The 24,674-nt window shown below is 71.6% G+C and carries 18 protein-coding genes; 11 read left to right on the top strand and 7 right to left on the bottom strand.

All coding sequences use genetic code 11. The features are described from left to right. Positions 1 to 200: 200 nt before the first annotated feature. The 8 genes from ACN6LD_RS13350 to ACN6LD_RS13315 all read left to right on the top strand — a co-directional run bounded on the left by ACN6LD_RS13350 (position 201) and on the right by ACN6LD_RS13315 (position 9,964). Entirely contained in the window at positions 201 to 1,739 is a 1,539-nt protein-coding gene (locus ACN6LD_RS13350) for an ABC transporter substrate-binding protein (RefSeq protein ID WP_445043258.1), read from the top strand. A gap of 2 nt (positions 1,740 to 1,741) precedes the next feature. Continuing rightward, positions 1,742 to 2,776, top strand: coding sequence for an ABC transporter permease (locus ACN6LD_RS13345; protein ID WP_319188435.1), 1,035 nt, complete (start codon positions 1,742 to 1,744; stop codon positions 2,774 to 2,776). After that, positions 2,773 to 4,701: a dipeptide/oligopeptide/nickel ABC transporter permease/ATP-binding protein gene (locus ACN6LD_RS13340; RefSeq protein WP_445043257.1), complete on the top strand. Its 1,929-nt coding sequence runs from the start codon at positions 2,773 to 2,775 to the stop codon at positions 4,699 to 4,701. Before ACN6LD_RS13345 ends, ACN6LD_RS13340 begins: the two co-directional genes overlap by 4 nt. Position 4,702: 1 nt before the next feature. Beyond that, positions 4,703 to 5,719 carry an ABC transporter ATP-binding protein gene (locus ACN6LD_RS13335; RefSeq protein ID WP_445043256.1) on the top strand — a complete coding sequence of 339 codons (1,017 nt, stop codon included), beginning with the start codon at positions 4,703 to 4,705 and terminating at the stop codon, positions 5,717 to 5,719. 250 nt (positions 5,720 to 5,969) lie between these two features. Then, positions 5,970 to 6,797, top strand: a complete 828-nt coding sequence (locus ACN6LD_RS13330; RefSeq protein ID WP_445043255.1) for an alpha/beta fold hydrolase — start codon at positions 5,970 to 5,972, stop codon at positions 6,795 to 6,797. 1 nt (position 6,798) lies between these two features. Beyond that, the gene (locus ACN6LD_RS13325) at positions 6,799 to 7,944 is read left to right on the top strand and encodes a serine hydrolase domain-containing protein (protein ID WP_445043254.1); all 1,146 of its coding nucleotides are present in this window, start codon (positions 6,799 to 6,801) and stop codon (positions 7,942 to 7,944) included. A 58-nt stretch (positions 7,945 to 8,002) separates the two neighbouring features. Further along, positions 8,003 to 9,691, top strand: coding sequence for a CocE/NonD family hydrolase (locus tag ACN6LD_RS13320; RefSeq protein WP_319188444.1), 1,689 nt, complete (start codon positions 8,003 to 8,005; stop codon positions 9,689 to 9,691). Positions 9,692 to 9,835: 144 nt separating this feature from the next. After that, the gene (locus ACN6LD_RS13315; RefSeq protein ID WP_319188445.1) at positions 9,836 to 9,964 is read left to right on the top strand and encodes a hypothetical protein; all 129 of its coding nucleotides are present in this window, start codon (positions 9,836 to 9,838) and stop codon (positions 9,962 to 9,964) included. A gap of 317 nt (positions 9,965 to 10,281) precedes the next feature. Here ACN6LD_RS13315 and exaC read toward each other — a convergent pair whose 3' ends face one another. The 4 genes from exaC to xylB all read right to left on the bottom strand — a co-directional run bounded on the left by exaC (position 10,282) and on the right by xylB (position 16,652). After that, positions 10,282 to 11,805: an acetaldehyde dehydrogenase ExaC gene (gene exaC, locus ACN6LD_RS13310; RefSeq protein WP_319188447.1), complete on the bottom strand. Its 1,524-nt coding sequence runs from the start codon at positions 11,803 to 11,805 to the stop codon at positions 10,282 to 10,284. A 312-nt stretch (positions 11,806 to 12,117) separates the two neighbouring features. Beyond that, positions 12,118 to 13,386, bottom strand: a complete 1,269-nt coding sequence (locus ACN6LD_RS13305) for a GAF domain-containing protein (protein ID WP_319188494.1) — start codon at positions 13,384 to 13,386, stop codon at positions 12,118 to 12,120. Between the two features lie 541 nt (positions 13,387 to 13,927). Then, positions 13,928 to 15,145 carry an ROK family transcriptional regulator gene (locus tag ACN6LD_RS13300; RefSeq protein WP_319188449.1) on the bottom strand — a complete coding sequence of 406 codons (1,218 nt, stop codon included), beginning with the start codon at positions 15,143 to 15,145 and terminating at the stop codon, positions 13,928 to 13,930. 61 nt (positions 15,146 to 15,206) lie between these two features. Continuing rightward, a complete protein-coding gene (gene xylB, locus ACN6LD_RS13295) occupies positions 15,207 to 16,652 on the bottom strand; it encodes a xylulokinase (protein WP_319188451.1) in 1,446 nt (481 codons plus the stop codon). A gap of 139 nt (positions 16,653 to 16,791) precedes the next feature. On the opposite strand from xylB, the gene xylA reads away from it, so the two are divergent. Both xylA and ACN6LD_RS13285 read left to right on the top strand, forming a co-directional pair. Next, positions 16,792 to 17,958, top strand: a complete 1,167-nt coding sequence (xylA, locus tag ACN6LD_RS13290; RefSeq protein WP_445043253.1) for a xylose isomerase — start codon at positions 16,792 to 16,794, stop codon at positions 17,956 to 17,958. Between the two features lie 186 nt (positions 17,959 to 18,144). Further along, positions 18,145 to 18,603 carry a hypothetical protein gene (locus tag ACN6LD_RS13285; protein ID WP_445043252.1) on the top strand — a complete coding sequence of 153 codons (459 nt, stop codon included), beginning with the start codon at positions 18,145 to 18,147 and terminating at the stop codon, positions 18,601 to 18,603. A gap of 53 nt (positions 18,604 to 18,656) precedes the next feature. Here ACN6LD_RS13285 and ACN6LD_RS13280 read toward each other — a convergent pair whose 3' ends face one another. Continuing rightward, a complete protein-coding gene (locus tag ACN6LD_RS13280; protein WP_445043251.1) occupies positions 18,657 to 20,060 on the bottom strand; it encodes an SWF or SNF family helicase in 1,404 nt (467 codons plus the stop codon). Continuing rightward, positions 20,057 to 23,080, bottom strand: a complete 3,024-nt coding sequence (locus ACN6LD_RS13275) for a DEAD/DEAH box helicase (RefSeq protein ID WP_319188460.1) — start codon at positions 23,078 to 23,080, stop codon at positions 20,057 to 20,059. Before ACN6LD_RS13275 ends, ACN6LD_RS13280 begins: the two co-directional genes overlap by 4 nt. A 313-nt stretch (positions 23,081 to 23,393) precedes the next feature. Here ACN6LD_RS13275 and ACN6LD_RS13270 point away from each other — a divergent pair, with 313 nt between their 5' ends. Beyond that, positions 23,394 to 23,576 (top strand): hypothetical protein, encoded by a 183-nt coding sequence (locus ACN6LD_RS13270; RefSeq protein WP_057582629.1) that lies wholly within the window; start codon positions 23,394 to 23,396, stop codon positions 23,574 to 23,576. A gap of 54 nt (positions 23,577 to 23,630) precedes the next feature. Here the strand turns inward: ACN6LD_RS13270 and ACN6LD_RS13265 are convergent, their stop codons facing one another. Next, positions 23,631 to 24,545 carry a hypothetical protein gene (locus tag ACN6LD_RS13265; protein ID WP_319188463.1) on the bottom strand — a complete coding sequence of 305 codons (915 nt, stop codon included), beginning with the start codon at positions 24,543 to 24,545 and terminating at the stop codon, positions 23,631 to 23,633. Positions 24,546 to 24,674 lie beyond the last annotated feature (129 nt).

Here is a 24,674-nt window from a genome sequence, read left to right as displayed (position 1 = left end):
CCTTCCGCGTCACGCCGCTTCGACGCCTCCGGGCCTGCCTGCTCGCGCGTCGGACCGGTCCTGACCCGCACCTGATGGGGCCGGCGGGCACTCGCCGTGGCCGAGCGGACCCGCCGGCGACCCCCGCAGTCCCCACGCAAGTGACCACCGCGTATCGACACGCGACTCGTGGCCCAGTTGAGACTTCCAGGAGAAGACGCATGAACCGCAGACCACTGATCGCGCTGCTTGCCGTTTCGGCGCTGGCGCTCGGCACAACAGCGTGCGGCGCCGGCAGCCAGGGAGGGAGCGGATCGGCGCGCGCCGGCGCGAACGAGCTGCGCATCGGCCTCTCGTTCGGGCCGTCCACGCTCGACCCGGCCAAGGACGGCGGCGGCGCACCGAACGTGATGCGTTCCATGACCAACGAATCCCTGTTCCACATGAACGCCGACTACACCGCCGCCCCGGCTCTGGTGAGCAACTACAAGTACGTCGGAAAGGGGAACAGGGTCTTCGAGTTCACCCTCAAGAAGGGGATCCGCTTCAGCGACGGAAGTCCGCTGAACGCGGCGGCGGTCAAGACCTGGCTGGACTACTTCGCGAAGCAGCCCGGGCCGTACACCTCCACGCTCTCGATCGCCTCCGTCGAGACCCAGGGCGAGTACACGGTCCGGCTCGACCTCGCCTCGCCGTCCGCGATCGTGCCCCTCCTCCTGTCCCAGTACGGAAACCGGGGCGCCCTTTCCAGCCCCAAGTCCGTCGCCGACCCCGCCAGCCTGGCGAAGGGCACGTACGGCGTCGGCCCCTACGTCCTGGACCCCGCCCAGTCCGTGACGAACGACCACTACACCCTCGTACCGAGCAAGTACTACTACAACCCGTCGGCCGTCCGGTTCAAGAAGGTGACCGTTCGGATCATCTCCAACCCTTCCTCGATGCTGCGTGCGTTCCAGGCCGGGCAGATCGACTTCGGCAACCTGGACTCCTCCACCGCGCCCGCGGCGGAGAAGGCGGGCGTGAAGGTGATGCACTGGCGCAGCGGCACCGTGACGGTGACGCTCTCCGACCGCAACGGGACCGCCACCAAGCCGCTCGCCGACGTCCGGGTGCGGCAGGCGCTGAACTACGCCGTCGACCGTGAGTCGATCACCAAGGCGATGGTCGGCGAGTACGGTCGGGCCACCTCCCAGACCCAGACCGAGTACACCGACCCGGCGCTGGAGAATCGTTACCCCTACGACCCGGCGAAGGCGAAGGCGCTGCTCGCCCAGGCCGGTTACCCGCACGGCTTCAGCATGGACGTGGTGGACCCGGGATCCATCATCGGCAACTGGGGCGACCCGACGATGCAGACGGTCGCGAAGGACTGGGAAAAGGTCGGCGTCCACGTCAAGGTCACCCCGGCGACCACCGACTTCGTCCAGCAGGCGCTCTCGAAGAAGTTCGCCGCGATGGAGTGGTCACCTGACATCTCCCCGACGTCGATCGCCTACTCGCTCCTGTACGCCCCGAAGGCCTCGCTGAACCCCTTCGGTGCTTCGAACGCCAAGATCGACGCGCTCTACCAGCAGGGGCAGACGGAGCAGGGCGCCCAGGCGGCCAAGACGTTCAGGGAGCTCAACAGCGCGGTCACCGAGCAGGCGCTCAATGTGCCGATCTACGAGTACCACATCCCGTGGGGCATGAACGAGCACATCACCGGAGTCCAGAAGGGCTCCTGGATGGTCTTCGGCGCCGACCTCGGATGGAAGAGCTGACGATGGCCCACACATCGGTTGACACGATGGGAGCGCCGCTCACGCGCTCCCCTCGCGGGCGCACCCTCCGCAGACGCGGCACCGGAGGCGGCGGGCTGACCTCGCTGCTGGCCCGCCGCACGGTGACGGCGGTCCCCTTGCTGCTGGTCGTGTCGAGCTTCAACTTCCTGCTGCTGTCGCTCACCCCGGGAGACGCCGCACGGCAGATGCTCGGAAGCAGCGGCACACAGGAACAGTACGAAACGCTGCGCCGGCAACTCGGGCTGGACCTCCCGGTCTACGAGCAGTACGGGCGCTGGCTGAGCGACGCGGTCTCGGGTGACTTCGGCAACTCGATCACCAGCGGCACCCCGGTCCTGGAATCGATCACGAGCCGAGTGCCCGTCACCATGTCACTCGTCGTCGGCTCTCTGCTGGTGAGCGTCGTGGTCGGCGTAGGCCTCGGCGTGTTCAGTGCCGTGCGTGGTGGAGTGATCGGCCGGGCGGTCGACGCGGTCGCCCTGCTCAGCTGGGCACTGCCGGTCTTCTGGGTCGGCTCCGTGCTGGTCGTCGTGTTCGCCATCAAGCTGCGGTGGTTCCCCGCGCTGGGCTACGTGCCGTTCACCGAGTCGCCCCAGGACTGGGCCCGTTCGCTGGTGCTGCCGGTGACCGCACTCTCCCTCGGGTCCGTTGCCGCGGTCCTGAAGCAGACCCGGGAAGCCATGCTCGACGTGCTGGGAAGTGAGTACATCAGGATGGCCGCCGCCAACGGGGTCTCCCGAACCTCACTGATCTATCGGCACGCTCTCAAGAACGCCGCCATCCCGGTCGTCACCGTCCTGGGTCTCCAGACCGTCAGCCTGCTGGGCGGCGCGGTTCTCATCGAGAGCGTCTTCTCTGTGCCGGGTCTCGGTTCGCTCGTGGTCAGCTCGGCCCTGGCCCATGACATCCCGACGGTCCAGGCGGTCGCGGTGTTCTTCACCGTGGTGGTCATCATCGTCAACCTGTCGGTCGATCTCGCCTACGGGCTGCTCAACCCGAGAGTGAGCGCAACATGACCGTGTCCGATGCCGAAGTGTCGGCGTCAGCTGTTGCCACCCCCGGCTTCGTCCGCCGCCTGATGCGACGGCCGTCGGCCGTCGTGTGCCTGGCGTATCTGGCGATCCTCGTGGTGATCGCCGTCGCCGCCCCGATGCTGATGCCGCATGTCGGCACCGACAGGGCCGGCGATCTCGGAGCCGCCCTACACGGCCCGAGCGCCGCTCATCCCCTCGGCGTCGACAGCCTGGGACGCGACGTCCTCCAGCGTCTGCTGGTGGGCACCCGCGTCACGTTGGTCGGCGTCGTCCAGGCGATGGCGGTCGTCCTGGCGCTGGGCGTGCCCATCGGGCTGGTGGCCGGCTACGTGGGCGGCAAGGTCGACCGGGTGATCATCTGGCTGGCGGATCTCGTGTTGTCGTTGCCGGCGATCATCCTGGTCATCGTCGTGCTGTCGGTCTTCCCACAGAGCGTGGCAGCCGCGATGGCGACGCTCGGTGTCCTGGCCGCGCCGGGTCTCGTACGCGTCGTACGAGCCGCGACACTGCCGGTGCGCGAACAGCTCTACGTCGCCGCCGCCCGGGTGTCCGGCATGTCGCGGACCTACATCATCACCCGGCACGTACTTCCGCGGATCATGGGACCCATCGTCGTGCAGGCGTCCCTGCTGGCGGCGACCGCCTTGCTGGTGCAGACCGGGCTGGCCTTCCTCGCCCTCATCGCCGCCCCGCCCGAGCCGAGTTGGGGAGGCATGGTCGCGGACGGCGTCGGCGCCCTCTTCCAACAGCCCTGGCTGATCTGGCCGCCCGGCCTGGCGATCGCGCTGACCGTGCTGGCGTTCGGACTTCTGGGCGACGCGGTCAGAGACGCCGGCACGGAGGGCTGGTCTGCGAAGTCCGCCCTCCCGCTGCGCGACAAGCGCAAAAGCGCGCCCACGCCGGCTGCCGCTGTCGTTCCCGCGAGCACCGACGACAGTCTGCTCTCGGTCCGCGACCTCACGGTGTCCTTCGCCACGCCCACCGGCCCCGTCCGTGCGATCGACGGGGTGACCTTCGACATCGCCCGTGGGGAGACCGTCGGAGTCGTCGGGGAGTCCGGTTGCGGGAAGACCACGACAGCCCTCGCCATCATCGCGCTGCTCGGCGGCGGCGGACGGATCGACTCCGGACACATCCTCTTCGACGGCAGGGACCTCGCGGCCATGTCGGAGTCCGAACTCCAGGCCGTCCGCGGTACGGAGATCGGTTACGTCTCCCAGGAACCGATGGTCGCGCTCGATCCCGCCTTCCGGATCGGCTGGCAACTCGCCGAAGCCGTCCGGATCAACACCGGAATGAGCCGTGCCCAGGCCAAGCGACGCGCCATCGAGCTGTTGGAGCAGGTGCAGCTCCCCGAGCCCCGTCTCGTGGCCCGCCGCTACCCGCACGAGCTGTCGGGCGGCATGGCCCAGCGCGTCGTCGTGGCACGTGCCCTCGCCGGGGAACCGAAGCTCCTGATCGCCGACGAGCCGACCACCGCCCTCGACGTCACCATCCAGGTGGAGATCCTCGATCTGCTGCGCACGCTCAAGCGCGAGCGGGGCATGGCGATCATGCTGGTCACCCACGACCTGGGCGTGGTCGCCGACATGTGCGACCGGGTCGTGGTGATGTACGCCGGCCAGGTCGCCGAACGCGCAGGTGTGCGAGAGCTGTTCGGCGACCCGCACCACCCCTACACCCGGGCACTGCTCGCCTCGAATCCGCACAGCCGGCACGGCTCGGCAGTGCTGCCCACCATCCCGGGGGCGGTCCCCATGCCGGGCTCGTGGCCGCAGGGCTGCCACTTCCGGTCGAGATGCGCGCGTGCCACCGATCAGTGCGGCAGCGGCGGGATTCCTCTCCTCGACATCGGCGCCTCCCACGAGGCCCGCTGCCTCTACGCCCACCAGATCGAAGGTGCATGACGTGAACGACGAGACGAATCTCCTCGAAGTCCGCGATCTGTCGGTCCACTTCCGCCGCGGCCACGGCTCGCCCGTCCTGCGCGCCGTCGACCACGTGAGCTTCTCCGTGGCCGAGCGGGAGACGCTGGGCGTGGTGGGCGAATCAGGCTCCGGCAAGACCACCATCGGCCGGGCCGTGCTGGGTCTGGCGTCACCGACCGAAGGCCGGATCGAGTTCGCGGGCGAGGACATCACACGAGCCGGCCACAACCGGCGCCGTGCGCTCAGCCGCGACCTGCAAGTGATCTTTCAGGATCCCTACAGCTCACTGAACCCGACGAGAACCGTCGCTCAGACGCTGGGCGAGTCGTTGCGAGCGGAGAAGCCGGCCAAGGACGAGGTCCGCAACCGGGTCGTCACCATGCTCGAACGCGTCGGACTCCCCGCGACCGCCGCCGACCGCTACCCGTCGAGTTTCTCCGGCGGCCAGCGGCAACGCATCGCCATCGCCCGGGCTCTCGTCGCCCGACCGCGGCTGGTGATCTGCGACGAGCCGGTCAGCGCGCTGGACCTCTCGGTCCAGGCCCAGGTGCTCAACCTGCTGCGGGAACTGCAGGACGAGTTCGCACTCGGCTACCTGTTCGTGGCCCATGACCTGGACGTCGTCCGGCACCTCTCGCACCGCATCATGGTCCTCTACCGCGGCCAGATCATGGAGCAGGGGCCCGCCGACACGGTCTACAGCAGGCCGCTGCACCCCTACACCAGGACCCTGCTCGAAGCGGCGCCCGTCCCGGACCCGGTGCGCCAGGCGGAACGCCGTCTGCGGCGCGTGCGCACGGGCGACAACACCGGCCCGGTCTCCGCCGCGGGATGTCCCTTCACCGCACGGTGTCCCCACGCGGCCCCGCTGTGCCACGCCGAACGGCCAGTGCTCGAACAGACCCCGGCGGGCACGACCGTCGCCTGTCACCGGTGGCAGGAACTCAGCACCGTACCGACAGAGGCGGCGGCCGCACCGACGCCTTCCGTGCGCTGAACAACGCCGTCGCCGACGACATCGCACACACGCCGCGGGCCGAACCCGGACGGAGGCTCAAGGCGCCCACCGGTCTGCCCCGACTCACTTATCGGCCACCGCCGGCTCACACATCGGGGCTCTGCGGCCACGGCTCGCTGTTCCCCGTTCCCCGTTCCCCGTTTCTCGTTCCTCGTCAGCGGCACGGCCGCCTTGTGCCGGTGCGCCGGCCATGGGCAGCCGCTCGATCCGACAGTCGAAAAGAGATTTCATGACCGTGATCACCACGCCCGCCGGGGTGTCGCTCAACTACGACACCTTCGGCGATCCCGGCAACCCCCCGCTGCTGCTGATCCAGGGCCTCGGGGCCCACATGCTCGGATGGCGCGCCGATTTCTGCCGACAACTCGCCGACGAGGGCTTCCACGTCCTCCGTTTCGACAACCGGGATGTCGGCCTGTCGGAGAAGTTCCCGCAAGGCGGCTACACCCTGGCCGACATGGCGAACGACACCGCGGGCCTGCTCACCGCGCTCGACATTCCCGCGGCACACATCGTGGGACAGTCACTGGGCGGCATGGTCGCCCAGCAGCTCACCCTCGACCACCCCACGCGCGTACTGACCCTCGCCCTGGTCTACACGGCCCCCCGCACGGACTTCCTCCCCGGACGCGACGTGATCGACGAGCGGACGCAGGTCCCCCGGGCCCGCAACCGCGACGAGGCGATCGCGCAGTACCTGGAGAACGAAGCGGTGTGCGCCTCACCCGGATACCCCCAGGACACCACGTGGCTGCGGGACCTCGGCGGCCAGATGTACGACCGGGACTACGACCCCGACGGCGTCCTGCGGCAGTTGCAGGCGCTGTACGCCTCTCCCGACCGTACGTCCCGCCTGCACGGCATCACCGCGCCCACCACGATCCTGCACGGCGACGGCGACCTCCTGATAGACCCCGACGGGTCCAGGGTCATGCACGAACTGATCGCGGACTCGAAGCTGACCGTCTACCGCGGCATGGGTCATGAGCTTCCGCCTCAGCTCTGGCCTCAGATCATCCCCCAGATACGGGACAACACGGCACGAAGGAGTGCGTGACATGACAGCAGTGCTGGTGGAAGGCCACGTGTCCAGCGGCTTCGAGCGCATCGCGGACGCCTTCGCCGACAACTTCCGGGACCGCGGCGACACGGCCGCCTCCTGTGTGGTGTACGCCGGGGGAGAGCCGGTGGTGGACATCTGGGCCGGGCGGACCGCCCGGGGCGCCTGGACCCCCGACTCCCGCATCACCGTGTTCTCCGTCAGCAAGGGCGTCACCACGGTCTGCCTGCTGATGGCCGCCGAGCGCGGCCTGATCGACCTCGAAGCCCCGGTGGCGAAGTACTGGCCGGAGTTCGCCGCGCAGGGCAAGGAGGCGACGACGGTACGGCAGCTGCTGGCGCACCGGGCCGGCCTGGTGGCGCCCGAGTGGGATGTGACGCTGGAGGAACTGCGTGCGTGGGAGCCGGTGGCGGACGGACTGGCCCGGCAGGCTCCGGCCTGGGCTCCCGGGACGGCGTACGCCTACCACGCGCTCACGTTCGGCTGGCTGGCCGGCGAGGTGCTGCGCCGGGCGACGGGACTGCGGCCCGGCCAGTGGCTGCGCGAGCACGTCACCGATCCCCTGGACCTGACGATGACGTACGGCGCCGACCTCGCGTCCGCCGATTTCCACCCCCTGGCGGACCCGCTGCCCGTCACCGACCCCGAGGCCGCCGCGATGATCGCCGCAGCTTTCGCCACACCCATGATCGAACGCTCCCTCAGCCTGGGCGGTGTCTTCGACGTCGCCCGCCTCATCCAGGCCGCCAACACAGAAGCGTGGCTGTCGGTGGAGATACCGGCAGGCAATCTCGTGACCAACGCCCGCAGCCTGGCACGGCTGTACGCGGCAACCGTGGGCGAGGTCGACGGAGTCAGACTGCTGGGCGCGGACATCGTCCGAGACGCGCTCGTGGTGCGCTCCGAAGGCCGTCCGTTCGTCGGCCCCGACCAGGGCAGCGGCTGGGGTACCGGCTTCATGACCAGCTCCACTCTCCGGCCGATGATCGGCCCCGGCAGCTTCGGCCACGACGGCTTCGGCGGCTGCCTCGCCTTCGCCCACCCGGACGAGGAGATCGCCTTCGCCTACCAGACAGCACAGCCCGGCGGCCTGCCCGACGACCGGGCCAACGCGCTCAGCCGTGCGCTGCACGCCTGCCTGTGAAGCCGACCCGGGCCCGTCACGTCCCGAACACCTCCACCGAATGGCGGGAAACCAAGGAATGACCACGACACTTCCCCGTCCCACCGCATTGGCGCTGCCGCGCCTGACCGCCCGCGCGGCGGACCGCGTCCTGACCCGCCTGATGCGATTGCCGGGCACGCGGCATGGTTACCAGGTCGAGCGGAATCTCCCGGTCCCCACCCGCGACGGCGCCGTCCTGGTGACCGACCACTACGCCCCCGTCACCGGCCGGCCGAAGGGGACCGTCCTCCTGCGCACACCGTACGGGCGAGGCTTTCCGCATGATCTGGAGGCGAGGGTCTACGCGGACCACGGCTATCACGTCGTGATGCAGAGCTGCCGCGGCACGTTCGGCTCCACGGGAGCCTTCTACCCGATGGCGAACGAGGCCGACGACGCCCAGGACGCGGTGGCCTGGCTGCGGACACAGCCGTGGTTCGACGGACGGTTCGCGACCGCCGGGGCATCCTATGTGGGCTGGACCCAGTGGGCGCTGCTGATGGATCCGCCCCCCGAACTGCGCACCTGCTTGATCGCGGTCGCCCCGCACGACATGCGCGACGCGGTCTACGGAGAGGGAGCGTTCCGGCTGGGTGACTTCCTGCCCTGGGCGGAGTCGGTCGTCCACCAGGAGCAGTTCACCGGGCTGCGGAGCGTGACCAGGTTGCTGACGCTGAACCGGAGGCTGGCCCCGGTCTTCGGCGCCCTCCCCTTGGCCGATGCCGCCGACGAGGCGACCGGGCACGAAGCCCAGTGGTTCAAAGAATGGCTGACGACTCCGGACCCCGACGACCCCCTGTGGGACCGGCTCAGACTCGACGACGCCCTCCAGCGCGTGGACGTCCCGGTGCGACTGGTCGCAGGCTGGCAGGACCTCTTCCTCGACCAGACCCTGCACCAGTACCAGGCGCTGCGTGCACGAGGGGTCGACGTTTCACTCACGGTCGGCCCGTGGACCCACCACGAACTGAGCCAAAAGGGCATGGGGCTCTTGCTCCGCGGCAATCTCGAATGGCTGGAGACGCACCTCGCGGACGAAGCGTCGGCACACCCACGGCCCGCACGCCCCGTCGACGTGTACGTCACCGGGCAGGGCGCCTGGCGACAGTCGGCCGAATGGCCACCGGGGCCCGGTGAAACCGTGCGCTACCTGCAGTCCGGCGGCGGACTCCTGGCCGACGAACCGAGCGGCGGCGCGCCGTCCACGTATGTCTACGACCCGGTGGACCCCACGCCCACTCTCGGCGGCCCGCTGCTCCTCCCCGGCGGCGGGGCCAAGGACAACGCCGCACTGGAGAGCCGCTCCGATGTGCTCACCTTCACCACTGCCCCGCTGACCGAGCCGCTGGAGATCATGGGAACACCCGTCGTCGAGCTGGCGCACAGCAGGAGCAACCCGCACGCCGACATCTTCGTACGCCTCTGCGACGTCGACCCTGAAGGCGTGTCCCGCAACTTCGCCGAGGGGTTCCTCCGCCTGGATCCCGGCTCGCCCCTCGACCAAGTACTGCCCGTGCGCGTGCGGCTGGACTCCTGCGCACACGCAATCAAGGCCGGACACCAGATCCGCCTGCTGGTGGCCGGCGGCTCCCACCCACGGTACGCACGCAACGAGGGCACCGGCGAACTGCCCGGCACCGGAAGCGAGTTGCGGCCGTGCACGCACACCGTCCACCACGACACCGGCGCGGTCTCCCGGGTGCTCCTGCCGACACCCTCCGGGTGAGAAGGGCGCCCGGGCAGAGACGAGCCGTGAGGTCCATCCTTTCCGCCGGACCGCGCCCGGGCGCCGAGCCCGTCCAGCAGGAGGCCCCCGAGTCCGGGCAACGCCGCCGGTTGCCCGGTGCAAGTCGTCACAAGAGCCTCTCCGGTGAAGAAGGGAAAGGAGCGCTATGCCCTGCACGCGCTGTTCGACACGGACTCCACCAGCGCCGCGCCCGCCGTCGAGTCGGACAACGATCCCGCGACCGGCGGGGGAGCGTGGCCCGGCGTGGACTGACCACCACCGCGAGCGACATCGCCGCGGTCGGACCAGGGTTGCACCAGCGGGTGTCCGGTCGGGCTGCACCCTGGGCCGCGATGAGGGGATGAGCTACGACGGCGTCCCCGGGCATCGACCCGCTTCCGTGGGTGTCCCAGAGGGCTGTCGTCACCGGTTCCACGCCCCTTCTCCAGGGAAAGCGCCTGACCGGGACCATGGCCCACGTGGCGAGCGCCCATGTGGACGCCACCGCGACCCGCCTTCGCAACAGTGGCATCTCCTACGACATCACCACCGACGCTCCCACACCGGTTCAGGCGCCTTTTGTCGTGCTTCTAAAAGAAGCCGAGTTTCTTCGGCGAGTAGGACACCAGGAGGTTTTTCGTCTGCTGGTAATGCTCCAGCATCATCTTGTGCGTCTCACGTCCGATCCCGGACTGCTTGTAGCCCCCGAAGGCGGCGTGCGCCGGGTACGCGTGATAGCAGTTGGTCCACACGCGCCCGGCCTGGATCGCGCGGCCGGCGCGGTACGCCGTGTTGATGTCCCGTGTCCACACCCCCGCGCCGAGGCCGTACGACGTGTCGTTGGCGATCTTGATGGCGTCGTCGAAGTCGTCGAACGACGCCACCGAGACGACCGGGCCGAAAATCTCCTCCTGGAAGATCCGCATGCGGTTGTCGCCCTCGAAGATCGTCGGCTGGACGTAGTATCCGCCCTTCAACTCCCCGTCGTGCTCGGTGCGTTCGCCGCCGGTGAGAATCCTGGCGCCCTCGTTCCGGCCGATGTCGATATAGGAGAGGATCTTCGCCAGCTGCTCGCCGGAGGCCTGCGCGCCGATCATCGTGTCCGTGTCGAGGGGGTGGCCGGGCTTGATGAGCTCGGTGCGGGCGACGGCCGCCTGGAGGAAGTCGCCGTAGTTGCCGCGCTGTATGAGGCCGCGCGAAGGGCAGGTGCAGACCTCGCCCTGGTTCAGCGCGAACATGGTGAACCCCTCGAGGGCCTTGTCCCGGAGGTCGTCGTCCTTGTCCCACACGTCGTCGAAGAAGATGTTCGGCGACTTGCCGCCGAGTTCCAGCGTGACCGGCTTGAGGTGCTCAGCCGCGTACTGCATGATCAGTCGCCCCGTGGACGTCTCGCCGGTGAAGGCGACCTTCGCCACCCGCGGGCTGGACGCGAGCGGTTTGCCCGCCTCTGGTCCGAACCCGTTGACGATGTTGACCACGCCCGGCGGCAGCAGGTCCGCGACCAGACTCATCCAGTAGTGCAGCGACACCGGGGTCTGCTCGGCGGGCTTGATGACCACCGCGTTGCCCGCGGCGAGGGCGGGCGCGAGCTTCCATGTGGCCATCAGAATCGGGAAGTTCCACGGGATGATCTGGGCGACGACGCCGAGCGGCTCGTGGAAGTGGTAGGCCACGGTGTCGTCGTCGACCTCGCTGAGCGAGCCCTCCTGGGCGCGGACCGCCCCGGCGAAGTAGCGGAAGTGGTCGATGGCCAGGGGAATGTCCGCCGCCAGCGTCTCCCGGACCGGCTTGCCGTTCTCCCAGCTCTCCGCGACGGCGAGAGGTTCCAGGTAGGCCTCCATCCGGTCGGCGATCTTCAGCAGGATGTCGGAGCGCTCGGTCGCCGAGGTGCGCCCCCAGCCCGGCGCGGCGGCGTGCGCCGCGTCCAGCGCCCGCTCCACGTCCTCCGCCGTACCGCGTGCCACCTCCGTGAAGGTCTCCCCGTTGACCGGCGACGGGTTCTCGAAGTACCGCCCGAGAGCCGGGGGGACGTACTCGCCGCCGATGAAGTGGTCGTAGCGCGTCTGGTAGGAGACGATCGCGCCTTCGGTGCCGGGCGCCGCGTAACGGGTCATCCTGCTCTGCCTCCTTCAGCAGCGCTGCCCGCCGTTGGACAGCTCTTCGCGCGAGGCTAGGGAAACGGACGTTGCAACCACGTTGCGTGTGGGCGGAGCGCGCGCAGAGCAGTGCAGCGGCCGCAGTGCCGGGCAACCCACCACCCGCCACCCGGCAACCACAACCCACCACAACGCGCAGCCACCACAACCCACCACAACAGGCAGTCATGACAACCCACCACAACAGGCAGTCACCAGGCGCTCAGCACCAGCGTCTGTCGGGCCATAGGCATCGACGTCGACGGATCCGCGTTCGGCCGTCGCCCCTGGCTAGGAGTGCGGCCACCCCGGCGGGGTCGTCAGTTCGGCCTCCAGGGACGCGAGGCGCGTCCGTGTCGCCGCCGTCGGACGGGCCGTCGCCAGTGCCCGCCACACATCGACGTCGTCCTCGCCCCACGGTGCGTGTGCCCAGTCCGCCAGCAGATCGGGGTCGCCGCAGGCGATCAGCGCGGCGCGCAGACCCTCGGTGAGCCGACGTCTGAGCCGCACCACCGCCGGCGCCTGCGATCCCGGCAGCGGCGGTCCGGCGTACGCCGTCGCCGCCGCCGTCACCGCCCCGGCCGTCAGCCGTCTCTCGACGGCGGCCAGGTCCGACTCGCAGGCGACCGTGAGCCGGTAGGGGCGCGATGCCAGCAGACCGGGTCCGAGGATTCCACGCAGCCTTGCGAGTTCCGCCCGCAGGGTCACCGGAGTCACCGACTCGTCCTCGTACAGCGCGCACAGCAGCTCGTCGCCGGTCATGCCTTCGGGGCGCCGGGCCAGGAGCAGCAGGATCTCGCTGTGCCGACGGCTCAGCCGCAACTCCCGGTCGCCGGTGACCAGTCGCGCCTCGTCCCGGCCCAGCACGCTCAGTCGGGGGGCGTCGGCGCCGGGCCGCGCCGGGGCGAGCAGGGCCAGATGGGCCTCGGCGGCCCGGGCGACGGCCTGGACGAAACCCAGGCTGTGCGGATGGGCCAGCCCGTTGCCGCCCGTGATGTCCACGGCGCCCAGCACCCGACCGGTTCGGGGGTCGTGCACCGGCGCGGCCGCGCACGTCCACGGTTGCACCCGTCGTATGAAGTGCTCGGCGGCGAAGACCTGCACCGGCCGGTCCAGGGCGACCGCCGTGCCCGGGGCGTTCGTCCCGACCGCGTTCTCCGCCCACCGCGCCCCAGGCACGAAGTTCATCTTCCCCGCGTGTCGCCGTGTCGCCGCGTGGCCCTCGACCCACAGCAGCCTGCCGTGCGCGTCGCACACCGCCAGCAGGTGCTCGCCGTCCGCGGCGAATGTGCCCATCAGCTCGCGGAACAGCGGCATGACCCTCGCCAGCGGATGCTCCGACCGATAGGTTCCGAGGTCGCCGTCGGTCAGTTCCACGTCCGCCGTGCCGTCGGGGCCGACGCCGGCCCGCGCCGATCGCCGCCACGAGTCGGCCACGACGGCGCGCACCGGCCGCGGCACGGTGCCCGCCTCGGTGAACGTCTCATGGGCGCGGCGCAGAACCCGTACCCGCTCGGTGGGGTCGGCCCCCGGTTCGAGGGCCACCCAGGGATCGGTCAACTCGTCCTCCTGGAAGGCGTTACGGCTGGACACATCGTCACTCCGGGTGCGCGGGCCGACAACCGTCCGGACGACCCTCACCGAACCAATTCCTCCGGTCCGGGCCCGTCAGGTCCGGCTCCGGCCCGTCCGGCCCCGCTTCGGCCCGTCAGACCCCGTTCCCGCCCGGCAGGTCCCGTCCGGTGCGGACGCGGCCGACGAGCCGCATGGAGTGCCCCCGGTGCCCGTCCGGACCGGGATTCGGGGCGATCGGCGCCCGACACCTCATGGTGTTCCATGACGCGCAGTCGTGTGCCCCGCGCCCGGAATCCGTGGAGGGCCCGGGGTATGTGGACAACTCCTCCACACGAATGGGCAGTTCCGCTTGTCCGACGTGTACCGCATGGCCCGGGGCGTCCAAGGGCCCGGCACGTACGGCAGGCCCGTCAGGTCCGACGGATTCGGCAGGCCCGGCATGTTCGGTGTTCGGCGTCGATCGGTTCGCGGGGGCGGTCAGCGCGCGCGACGGCCGCGGTCCGAGGTGCTCGGACCCGCTCGGCCGTCAGCCGGCTCGGACCCGCTCCGCCACCGCAGCCGGGTCGTCCAGCACCGCCCGCACCACCGAGTGCGCGGCGCCGAGCAGCGGTCCTTCGGGGCCCAGGCGCGAGACGGAGACAGGGCGGGCGGGGCCCGCGGTGCGACGGGAGAGCTCGGTCTCGAGCGACGGGAGGAGCCAGGGCGCGAGGCCGGCCAGCGCGCCGCCGAGCACGACGCTTTCGGGGTCCAGCAGGTTGAGTGCCCCGGTCAGGGCGATTCCGAGCGATGTTCCGGCGTCCCGCAGGGCACGCCGTACGTCCGGATCGCCGTCCGCGGCCCGTCCGGCGAGCAGACCGACGCGGTCCTCGCCCGGTTCCAGCCCGGCTGACCGCAGCACCGCCTCCTCGCCGGCGTACTGCTCCAGACATCCGCGCCCGCCGCACACGCACGCAGGCCCGTCGGGGTGCACCGGCACATGGCCGAGCTCGCCCGCGAAACCGCGGGTGCCCCGCAGCAGGGCGCCGTCCACGACGAGCGCGGCGCCGATGCCGATCTCAGCCGACACGTGCAGAAAGTCCTTCGGAGTGTCCGTGCCGAGCCAGAGTTCGGCCAGGCCGCCGAAGTTGGCCTCGTTGTCCACGGTCAACGGGTACTCCCCGGGCAGCAGGGCGCCGAGATCGACGTCCTGCCAGTCGAGGTTCGGCGCGCGCACGACCGTACGGGCGTCCCGAGCCACGAGACCCGGAACGGCGACGGAGAGCCCGGCCGGCCACAGCCCCTCGCGTTCCGCGGCCGTGACGACCTGATGCAGCAGCTCGGTCAGCTCCTCGACGACTGGCCCGGGGGAGCGGCCGCGGTTGGTGCCGTGCCGCACGGCCCGCGCCCGTACCTCGCCGCGCAGGTCGACGGCACAGACCGCGAGGTGGTCGACCCCGATCTCGGCGCCTATGCCCGCCGGACCGCGCCCGCTGACCGCGAGCGCCGAGCCGGGCCGGCCCACCCGGCCAGGGCGTTCGGGGCCGAGTTCTTCGAGCAGTCCGGCGCGTATGAGCTCGTCGACGAGGGTCGACACCGCTGCCCGGGTCAGACCGATCCGTGAGGCGACCGCGGCCCGCGAGAGCGAGCCCTCGGCACGGACGGCGTGCATCACCCGGGCCAGGTTGCGGCGGCGCATGCCCTGCTGGGTGTCGGGAGTCGCGCGCCCCCGGCTGCCCGGCCGGGCCTCGTGCAGCGGTGCGGTCATGCCTCCGTCGATTCGTCGATCCGTCGATTCCGAGTTGTCGGATGGCCGGTTTCTTCGATGGTCAGTGGGTGTTCGTGCCCCGCTCCAGCAGCGGGGATGCGTCGGAGAGTACCCCGGCGATTCTCGCCAGCGCCGCCTCGTCCCGCTCGACGGCATCCAGGACCGGGCCCCGGGCGGTGTTCCAGCGACGGGCGACGGCGGCCGGGTCCTCGCCGGTCAGCAGCCCTGCCGCCTGCGCGGCGGCCCCCAGCGCGACGAGTTCCTTGGCCTCGGGAACCTGTACCGGACGCCCCGACAGCCGACGCACCGTCTGCTGCCAGGCCGTGCCCCGGGCACCGCCGCCGATCAGAAGCAGAGGGGCCGAGCGGTCCGCGTCCTCGTCGAGGACGAGGTCGAGCGCACCGAGCAGCGAGTGCACAGCCCCGTCGTAGGCGGCCTGGAGCAGCTGGCCTGCGGTCGTGTCGTGACGCAGGCCGTGCAGCACGCCTGACGCGTTCGGCAGGTTCGGGGTGCGCTCCCCGTCGAGGTAGGGCAGGAGCGTGAGGTGCGCGGTGGGCTCCACGGCTTCGCGGTCCAGACCCAGCAGAGCGGCGACCCGGTCGACGGCGAGCGTGCAGTTCAGGGTGCAGGCCAGGGGCAGCCAGTCGCCGTGGGCGTCGGCGAAGCCGGCCACGGTTCCGGTGGGGTCGGTGGGGCGGCGCCTGGCCACCGCGTACACCGTGCCAGATGTGCCGAGGCTCAGCACAGGCGCTCCGGGACGCAGTCCGAGGCCGAGCGCCGCCGCGGCGTTGTCCCCGGTGCCCGGAGCGACCAGCGTTCCCTTGGCGAACGGCAGGTCGTGACTGTCGCGCACGGTGCCTGCCACCTCCCCGGGCCGCACCACGCGGGGCAGCAGGGCCGGGTCGAGACCCACATGGGCGAGGATCTCCGCGTCGTACGACTCGGTTCCCGAAGCCCACCAGCCGGTGCCCGAGGCGTCGCCGCGGTCGGTGGTGCCCTCGCCCGTCAGGCGTTCGGTGAGGTAGTCGTGGGGGAGGCGCACGGCCTTGGTCGCGCGCAGGGCCTCCGGCTCGTTCTCCGCCAGCCACGCCCACTTGGTCACCGTGAAGGAGGCCGCCGGCACGGATCCGGTGCGCTCCGCCCAGAACTTCGCGCCGCCCAGTTCTTCGGTCAGCCGGCGCGCCTGCGGAGCCGAACGGACGTCGTTCCACAGCAGTGCCGGGCGCACCGGCTCGCCCCGCTCGTCCAGCGTGACGAGTCCGTGCTGCTGGCCGCCGATCGACACGGCGGCGGCTTCGCGTGCCGCGTCGCCGCACTGGTGCAGCGCCTCGCGCAGGGCGTCCCACCACTGGCGCGGGTCGCTCTCGCGGCCGGCCCCGGCGGACACCGTGTGCGGCGCCTGGCCGCTCGCGACGACGGCCCCGGTGGCGGCGTCGACGACCAGGACCTTCGTGGACTGGGTGGACGTGTCCACACCGACGACGAGCGGACCCTCGGCTGCTGACATCGGGTTCTCCCTCAAGTTTTTCCGCGGCTCCACGGGATCTGTCTTCCCAGAGATGCGTCCGCATACTAATTTGTAAACGGCCATGACGAAATAGTTCGCCACCGCCCCCGCACGACAGACTTCAAGCAAGGAGCCCGGCATGAGCTACCAGCCCACCCCCGACGACAGGTTCACCTTCGGCCTGTGGACCGTCGGCTGGCAGGGAAGGGACCCGTTCGGCGACGCCACGCGGCGTGCCCTCGACCCGGTCGAGACGGTGACGCGCCTGGCCGACCTGGGCGCCTACGGAGTGACCTTCCACGACGACGACCTCATCCCGTTCGGATCCTCCGACAGCGAGCGCGAGGAGCACATCAAGCGCTTCCGGCAGGCTCTGGACACCACCGGCATGACCGTGCCGATGGCCACCACCAACCTCTTCACGCACCCCGTCTTCAAGGACGGCGCGTTCACCGCGAACGACCGCGACGTGCGCCGGTACGCCCTGCGCAAGACGATCCGCAACATCGACCTCGCCGCTGAGCTCGGAGCGAAGACCTACGTGGCGTGGGGCGGCCGTGAGGGCGCGGAGTCCGGCGCCGCGAAGGACGTCCGCGTGGCCCTCGACCGGATGAAGGAGGCCTTCGACCTCCTCGGCGAGTACGTGGTCTCGCAGGGCTACGACCTGAAGTTCGCCATCGAGCCCAAGCCGAACGAGCCGCGCGGCGACATCCTGCTGCCCACCGTCGGCCACGCCCTGGCGTTCATCGAGCGCCTGGAGCGTCCGGAGCTGTACGGCGTCAACCCGGAGGTCGGCCACGAGCAGATGGCCGGGCTGAACTTCCCGCACGGCATCGCGCAGGCGCTGTGGGCCGGCAAGCTCTTCCACATCGACCTCAACGGCCAGTCCGGCATCAAGTACGACCAGGACCTGCGTTTCGGCGCCGGTGACCTGCGTGCCGCGTTCTGGCTGGTCGACCTGCTGGAGAGCGCCGGTTACGCGGGCCCGAAGCACTTCGACTTCAAGCCGCCGCGCACCGAGGACCTCGACGGCGTGTGGGCGTCGGCGGCGGGCTGTATGCGCAACTACCTCATCCTCAAGGAGCGCGCGGCCGCGTTCCGCGGCGACCCGGAGGTCCAGGAGGCCCTGCGTGCCTCCCGCCTCGACGAGCTGGCGCAGGCCACCGCCGCCGACGGCCTGGAGAGCCTGCTCGCCGACCGCTCCGCCTTCGAGGACTTCGACCCCGAGGCGGCCGCCGCCCGTGGCATGGCCTTCGAGCAGCTCGACCAGCTCGCGATGGACCACCTGCTGGGCGCCCGGAGCTGACCGCACGCACGCGTGCGTGTGTGCGTCGAGTCGAAGGGCCACACGCGCGCGTGCCGCCGACCGTGTTCCTCCTGCGGTCGGTCTCCGTACGCAATACGCCGGAATCATGCCCTCCATGCCATGAACCGGTATCAAGTCGCGTGCGGGGGTCGCCCCCCGAACGGGTTCACGGTCACGCTGGACGCCATGGCCATGCCGCCCGTACCGCCTCAGCCGCCCGGACCGCCCGGTGACATGCCGCCGCCGGGCGGCTTCGGACCGCCCACCGCCCCCTTCGGAACCGGCGCGCCCGGTGGCCCCGGCGGCCCCGGCCGACGACGCAGGAACCCGCTCTTCGTGGTGTTCGCCCTGCTGATCCTGGCCGCGGCCGTCGTCGCCGTCGTGCTGATGGCCTCCGGAAGCGGCGACTCGCCGGACGACAAACCTACGACCGGGGGCAGCGCCACGAGTTCTCCCGAGCCGTCGGACCGCCTTCCGTCGGCCCTGCCCAGCGGCTTCCCCAGCGGCTTTCCCAGCGACTTCCCCAGTGCGCTGCCGACGGATCTGCCCACCGCACTGCCGACCGAGCTGCCGAGCACGCTGCCGACCGAACTGCCCAGCGGGCTGGAGTCGCTGCTGCCCTCGGTGGGGGACCTTGCGCCGTAGCCGGCGCCACCGGCCCAGTCTGCGACGTACGTGAGGCACGCCGCTCCGCGTGTCTACGGTGTGACGGCGGAAGCCACGTCCGTCGGGGACGATGCCTCCGGCGGGGACGGCGTCTCCGCCCGGGACGACACTTCCTCGCCGTCGGGGCGAGCTGTCGCCAGGGCCGTCGCCGGGTCGTCGGCGGCGTCCCCGGCCGGCGTCCAGCGACCGCCCTCCTCGCGGTACGGCCACCAGCGACCGTCCCGCCCCAGTCGGAGTTGGCATGCCTCGTCGACGACCGTCCACCAGTTGGCCCGCGCGCGCAGGACCGGCCGCTCGTCGTCCTCCCAGGCGGCTTCCAGCGCGGCCCGCGCGCGGGTGAGCGCATCGCCCTCGACGGCCCACTCCTCTTCCAAGACCGACAGGGCGGCCGGCCCGCCGTGCCGCCAGGCCCGTACGGCCGAGGCCAGTTGCTCACCGCTGCGGCCGGATCCCGCGGCCAGCCGTTCCGTCGCGGCGGTGAGCCCGTGAGCGCCCGGATGGAAGCCCACGGCACCGGCCGCGAGCCTTACGGCGTCCTGGCCGACCGACAACGGCTCGGCGCCTGCGCCTCGTCCCGCTGGCTCGCGCAGCGCCTCAGCGAGCAACAGGTGCGCCGCGGCGGCTGTCCGGGCGGCCAGGAACTCCAGCGCGGCGGGTTCCACTGCTGCCGGGGGCGGGGTGTCCGTGTCCAACGCGGGCGGAACGCCCGGCTCGGGCGGGAGAGCGGGCGTGGCGGGCAGCGCGGGCAGGATGTCCCCGGCCGCGTACGCCTCCGCCGCGTCCACCCCTTCGGTTCGGGGCGCCTTCGACGCCGATGCCGCCGCAGTGCCGGCGACGCGTGCCTGGAGGGCGTCCAGCAGGACCCCTTCGGCGCGGCCTCGGAGCAGCAGCAGGACGAAAGGATCCTGGTCGAGCAGCCTTGCCACCTGGTAGCAGACGGCCGCCGTGTGACCGCAGTGGTCCCAGGCGCCGCAGTCGCATGCCGCCTCGAGGTCGCCGAGCCCCGGCAGAAGGTGAACACCCGCCGCGTCGGCGTCCTCGACCAGATGGGGCGGCATCTCCCTGTCGAGCAGCGCCGCCATGTGGCCGGCCCGTTCGACCGTCAGGCCCAGGAAGCGGTCCCACTGCGCGTCCGAAAGGGTGTCGAGCAGCACGTCGGCCCGGTGCGGCGTGCGGTCATGGCTGCGGACGACGGCCGTGACGCGGCCCGGCCGCACGGTCACCGCGCCCACGGTGCCCGCGCGCGCGAGGCGTCGGCCCGCCCTCACCTGCTCCGCGTCCATGGCGCCGTCCTCCAGCGCCGTGAGCCACGCCCTGCCCCACCAGGTCTGCGCGAATCCCTTCCCGGGCGCGGGAGGCAGCGCCGCGAACGTGCGCTCCTCGCTTCCCGGAATGCGTCCCTCGCCGCGCCGCCCGGCGCTTTCGTGCCCGTTCATCGCGTGCTCCCTCGCAGCTCCACCAGATCGGCCAGCTCGGCGTCCGTCAGCTCCGTCAGCTCCGTGCGCGCCGCCTCTCCGGCCTCGAGGACGGCGTCGGCCACAGCCCGCTTGCGTCGCAGCATGTCGGCGATACGGTCCTCGATCGTTCCTTCGGCGATCAGCCGGTGCACCTGCACGGGCCGGGTCTGGCCGATGCGGTACGCGCGGTCGGTGGCCTGTGCCTCGACGGCCGGATTCCACCAGCGGTCGTAGTGCACGACGTGCTCCGCGCGCGTGAGGTTGAGTCCGGTGCCCGCGGCCCGCAGGGACAGCAGGAACACCGGTGTCTCGCCGTCCTGGAAGCGCCGGACCATGGCCTCGCGCTCGGCGACCGGCGTACCGCCGTGCAGCAGCAGGGTGGGGACGCCCCGCGCGGCAAGATGCCGTTCCAGCAGCCGTGCCAGGCGCACGTACTGCGTGAAGACCAGCACGCTCGCCCCCTCGGCGAGAAGGACGTCGAGCAGTTCGTCCAGGAGTTCCAGCTTCCCCGAGCGCCCGGCGGTCCTCGGACTGTCCTCCTTGAGGTACTGCGCGGGGTGGTTGCAGATCTGCTTGAGAGCGGTCAGCAGCTTCACGATCATGCCGCGCCGCGCCATGTCGTCGGCCCCGGCGAGCGCCGCCAGGGTCTCGCGCACGACGGCCTCGTACAGGCCCGCCTGCTCGTCGGTGAGGGAGACGGGCCGGTCGGTCTCGGTCTTGGGCGGCAGCTCCGGCGCGATGCCCGGGTCCGACTTGCGCCGACGCAGCAGGAACGGTCCGACCAGGCGGGCGAGCCGCTGTGCCGCCGCAGGATCTCCGCCGCCCTCGACGGCTCGCGCATGGCGCGCGCGGAAGTGGCCGAGCCGGCCCAGAAGGCCTGGCGTGGTCCAGTCCAGGATCGCCCACAGCTCCGACAGATCGTTCTCCACCGGAGTGCCGGTGAGGGCCACCCGCGCGCGTGTGCCGATGGTGCGCAGCGCCCGAGCGGTCGCCGAGTAAGGGTTCTTCACGTGCTGGGCCTCGTCCGCCACGACCAGGCCCCACGCGACCGAGCCGAGCTGCTGCGCGTCCATCCTGAGCGTGCCGTAGGTCGTGAGCACGAACTCCCCGTCGGCCGGCGCCGCGAGGTCACGACGCGGGCCGTGGAAGCGGCGTACGGCGGTGCCCGGGGCGAACCTCTCGATCTCCCGCTGCCAGTTGCCCATCAGGGACGTCGGACAGACCACGAGGGTGGGACCTGCGGACGAGGCGTCCGTCTGGCGGTGCAGGTGCAGGGCGATCAGCGTGACGGTCTTGCCCAGCCCCATGTCGTCCGCCAGACAGCAGCCCAGGCCTAGGGCCGTGTTCCGGGCCAGCCAGTCCAGCCCGCGGCGCTGGTAGTCGCGCAGGGTGGCTTCGAGTGCGGCGGGCTGTGCCACCGGCTCGTGGCCCTCGGGACGCGTCAGCCGCTCTCGCAGGGCCGCCAGCCACCCGGTGGGCTCCACGTCGACCCGGTGGCCGTCCACCTCCGCGGAGCCCGTCAGAGCCGCGCTCAGAGCATCCACTGGAGTCAACTCGCGGTCCTGCCGGGCACCGGCACGACGCAGCTCCTCCGGGTCGATCAGAACCCACCGGTCGTGCAGCCGCACCAGCGGCCGCTTCGCCTCGGCCAGGCGGCCCAGCTCCTCACGCGTGAGCTGTCGTCCGCCCAGCCCGAACCGCCACGTGAACGTCAGGAGGGCGTCGGCAGACATGAACGACGGCGTGTCCGACCCTGTGGTCGGCGACCCCGCGCGCGGCGATCCCGAGCCCTCGTCCGGGGGGCCCACGACCGCGCGGGCGGTCAGCGTGCGGACCAGCTCCCGGGGCCAGTGCACCTCGACGCCTGCCTTCGCCAGTGCTCGAGCACCGTCCCCCAGGAGTTCGATCATCTCCTCGTCGACGAGATCGACGGCGTCGGGGACCGCGGCCGACAGCAGCGGGGTGAGTGCGGGCCAGGCCCGCGCGGCACGGCGCAGGGCGAGCAGGGTGTCCGTCCGCGCGCGGGGTCCGAACGCCTCGCGCGTCGCCTCGGGGCCGCCCCAGATCGCGGCTGCGTCGGCGACGAGCGCGGGATCGCTGACGCTGTGCACCTGAGGCACGGCCCGGAAGCCGGGCATCGCTCCGTCGAGGCCGACGTCGAGGCCGGGGGAGGCGATCGCACCGGCTCCGTGGAAGCCGGTCCCGGACTCGGACTCGGCGGCGTCGCGTTCGCCGGCCGCCGGCGCCCCGGCCTGCGGTTCACGTCCGGCGCCTTCCGGGACTCCGATGCCCGACACCTCGATCCGCAGCGAGATCCGTACGCCGGCGTCGTGGCCTGCGGCGACGTCGGCCGCCCAGTCGCGCAGCTCCGGCATCGCTCGCGGCTCTCGCGCCGCGTACGCGGGCCCGCCGGTCACCAGCTCCGCGGCGGGCGTGCGGGGCAGCGCGTCCACGAGGGCGTCCAGAAACGCGCGCAGCAGCCGCTCGGGGGCGGGGAGCCGCAATGGCGGGGCGTCGTCCACCGGTACGGCGTGCGCCTCGGGCGGCATGGAGGCGGCCAGTCGACGCACCTGCTCGACGTCGTCCGGACCCAGCGGGCCGGCCCGCCAGGCGTCGTGGTCCTGCGCGGACAGGCCGGGCAGCAGCAGGCCGCGCGCCGCGAACCGCAGGGACAGCAGGGCGGCCGCACCCCAGAACGCGGCGGAGCGGTGGGCGTCCGCGGCGGTACGCGCGTGCACGAGGACGGGAAGGGCGTCCAGCACCGGCAGCAGTAGGACGGGCACGCGGATGACCGCCACGCCCGCGTCGGTCGGCCGGACGACGGACAGACTCCCGGTCGGATCCAGCCGGCCCCGCGACCACGTCACGGGAGGGGCCTCGCCGTCGGGTCGCCAGAAGGCGACGCGGCCGGTGCGGGCCGGGGTGCCGGGTACGAACAGGGCACAGCAGCGGACCAGTTCGGAGATCTCGGGTGATACTTCCGTGGGAACCCTCTGCACGGCGATGAGCCTGCTCCTCAAGTTTGACTACCAGGGCGGAGTCGCCGAGGGTACAGCACTCGGGAGAGGAAGGTGCGCGGTGTTTCGGCCCGGTACTCCGGCCCGGTGCTTCGGCGGGCGGATCGGGGTCGATCCCTTCGGTACGTCCGCCGGGTCCGGCCGGCAAGCCCAGGAATCCTCGGCGCCTCGGTGCCTCGGGGGCATCTCGGGGGCGTAGTTCAGGGACGTCTCAGGGTCGCTTCCGGAACCGCGGGCGGCGTGGACCCGTTTTCATGGCAGAGAGCGGCACACGGCCGCGAAGGAGGCGACGCACATGTCGAGAAACGCGAAGATCGCCGCAGGGGGTGTGGCGGTAGGGCTCCTCCTGCTGATCTGGCTGCCCTGGTGGGCAGCCCTGCTGATCGTGGTGGGGGTGCCCGCGGCGGCCTACCTCACGCTGGATCCCTCACAACGGCGCAGGCTGCGCCGTGTCACGCGCAAGGAGCTCGGCCGCTGAGCGACGGGGACCGCGTGGCGGTCCCCGTCGTCCGCCCCGAAGGCCCGACCGGCCTCACAGAGGTCGTACGGCCATTTTGTCGAGCGCCTCCAGCAGTCCGGGCAGCTCGGGACCGCGGCCGACCGGCAGCACCTCGCCGGGCTCGTCGTCGAGCAGTACGAAAGCGATGTCGTCGGTCCTGGCGACGAGCGACCATCCCGGGCCGTCGGCGCGCAGCGTTCGCGCGTCACCGGGAGCGAAGGAGGACCGCACCCGCCCGAGCGGAGGCGGGCTGTCCACGTAGGCGCGCACCTCGGCCAGGACCCGCCGGATCCCGCTGTGCCCGCCCGGCGACGCCTTGCCGGCCGCCTCGGACCCGTGCACCTCGGACCCGGCCACGTCGGGCCCGGGTACGCCGGCCTCGCCCTCACGCCCGCCGTCGCCTGTGGCCCCCGCGGCTGCCTCCGCGCGTTCCCGCGACGACGCGAACTCCGTGTCGTCGATCTGCTCCCGCCACAGGGCCCACTGCAGCGCGATCTCGTCGGCGCCCAGCCGACGCTGCGCCGGACCCCAGGTGCTGGTGTCCGGAGGCGTCAGTGCGGGACCGTCCGCGACGTCCGGGGCAGGGTCGTGCGGAGCGGGCACGCCGGGAGCCGCGACGGCGACCGCCAGCGGCCAGCCGGGCAGCGCGGCGACGACCGTCCGCTCGTCGGGCGACAGGTCGTATTCCATACCGCAGTCCCACGACGCGATGGCGACGGCCACCAAGGACACGTCGTCGATGACGACGGTCCACCGTGCCCCGCCGCCGTCCTGGCCCAGCACCAGGCCGTACCCGTCGGCGAGCGGCGGCATGCCGAGCGCCGCGCAGGCCTCCGGATAGTCGTCGCCCAGCGCGCTCGGGAACTTCGCCGGCGTCAACAGCACCGCCGTGAGCACATAGAGCGCATCGTCCGCGGCGGCGACGGTGTCCTCGTCCGTCCCGGCCATCCCAGCCTCCCCATCGGTTCGTCCAACCGCGCGCACCCTAGTGCGGCGAGAAGGCGCTTGTCACGACTGGCCGACACCCGGAGCTGCAGGTTTCCGGCCGGACGGGGCGAATCGACCACAGGTGGCCGT

It is taken from the genome of Streptomyces sp. SAS_272, assembly GCF_052543235.1.
Note: the sequence above shows the minus strand (reverse complement) of the source record. Positions and strands in the feature narration are given on the sequence as shown.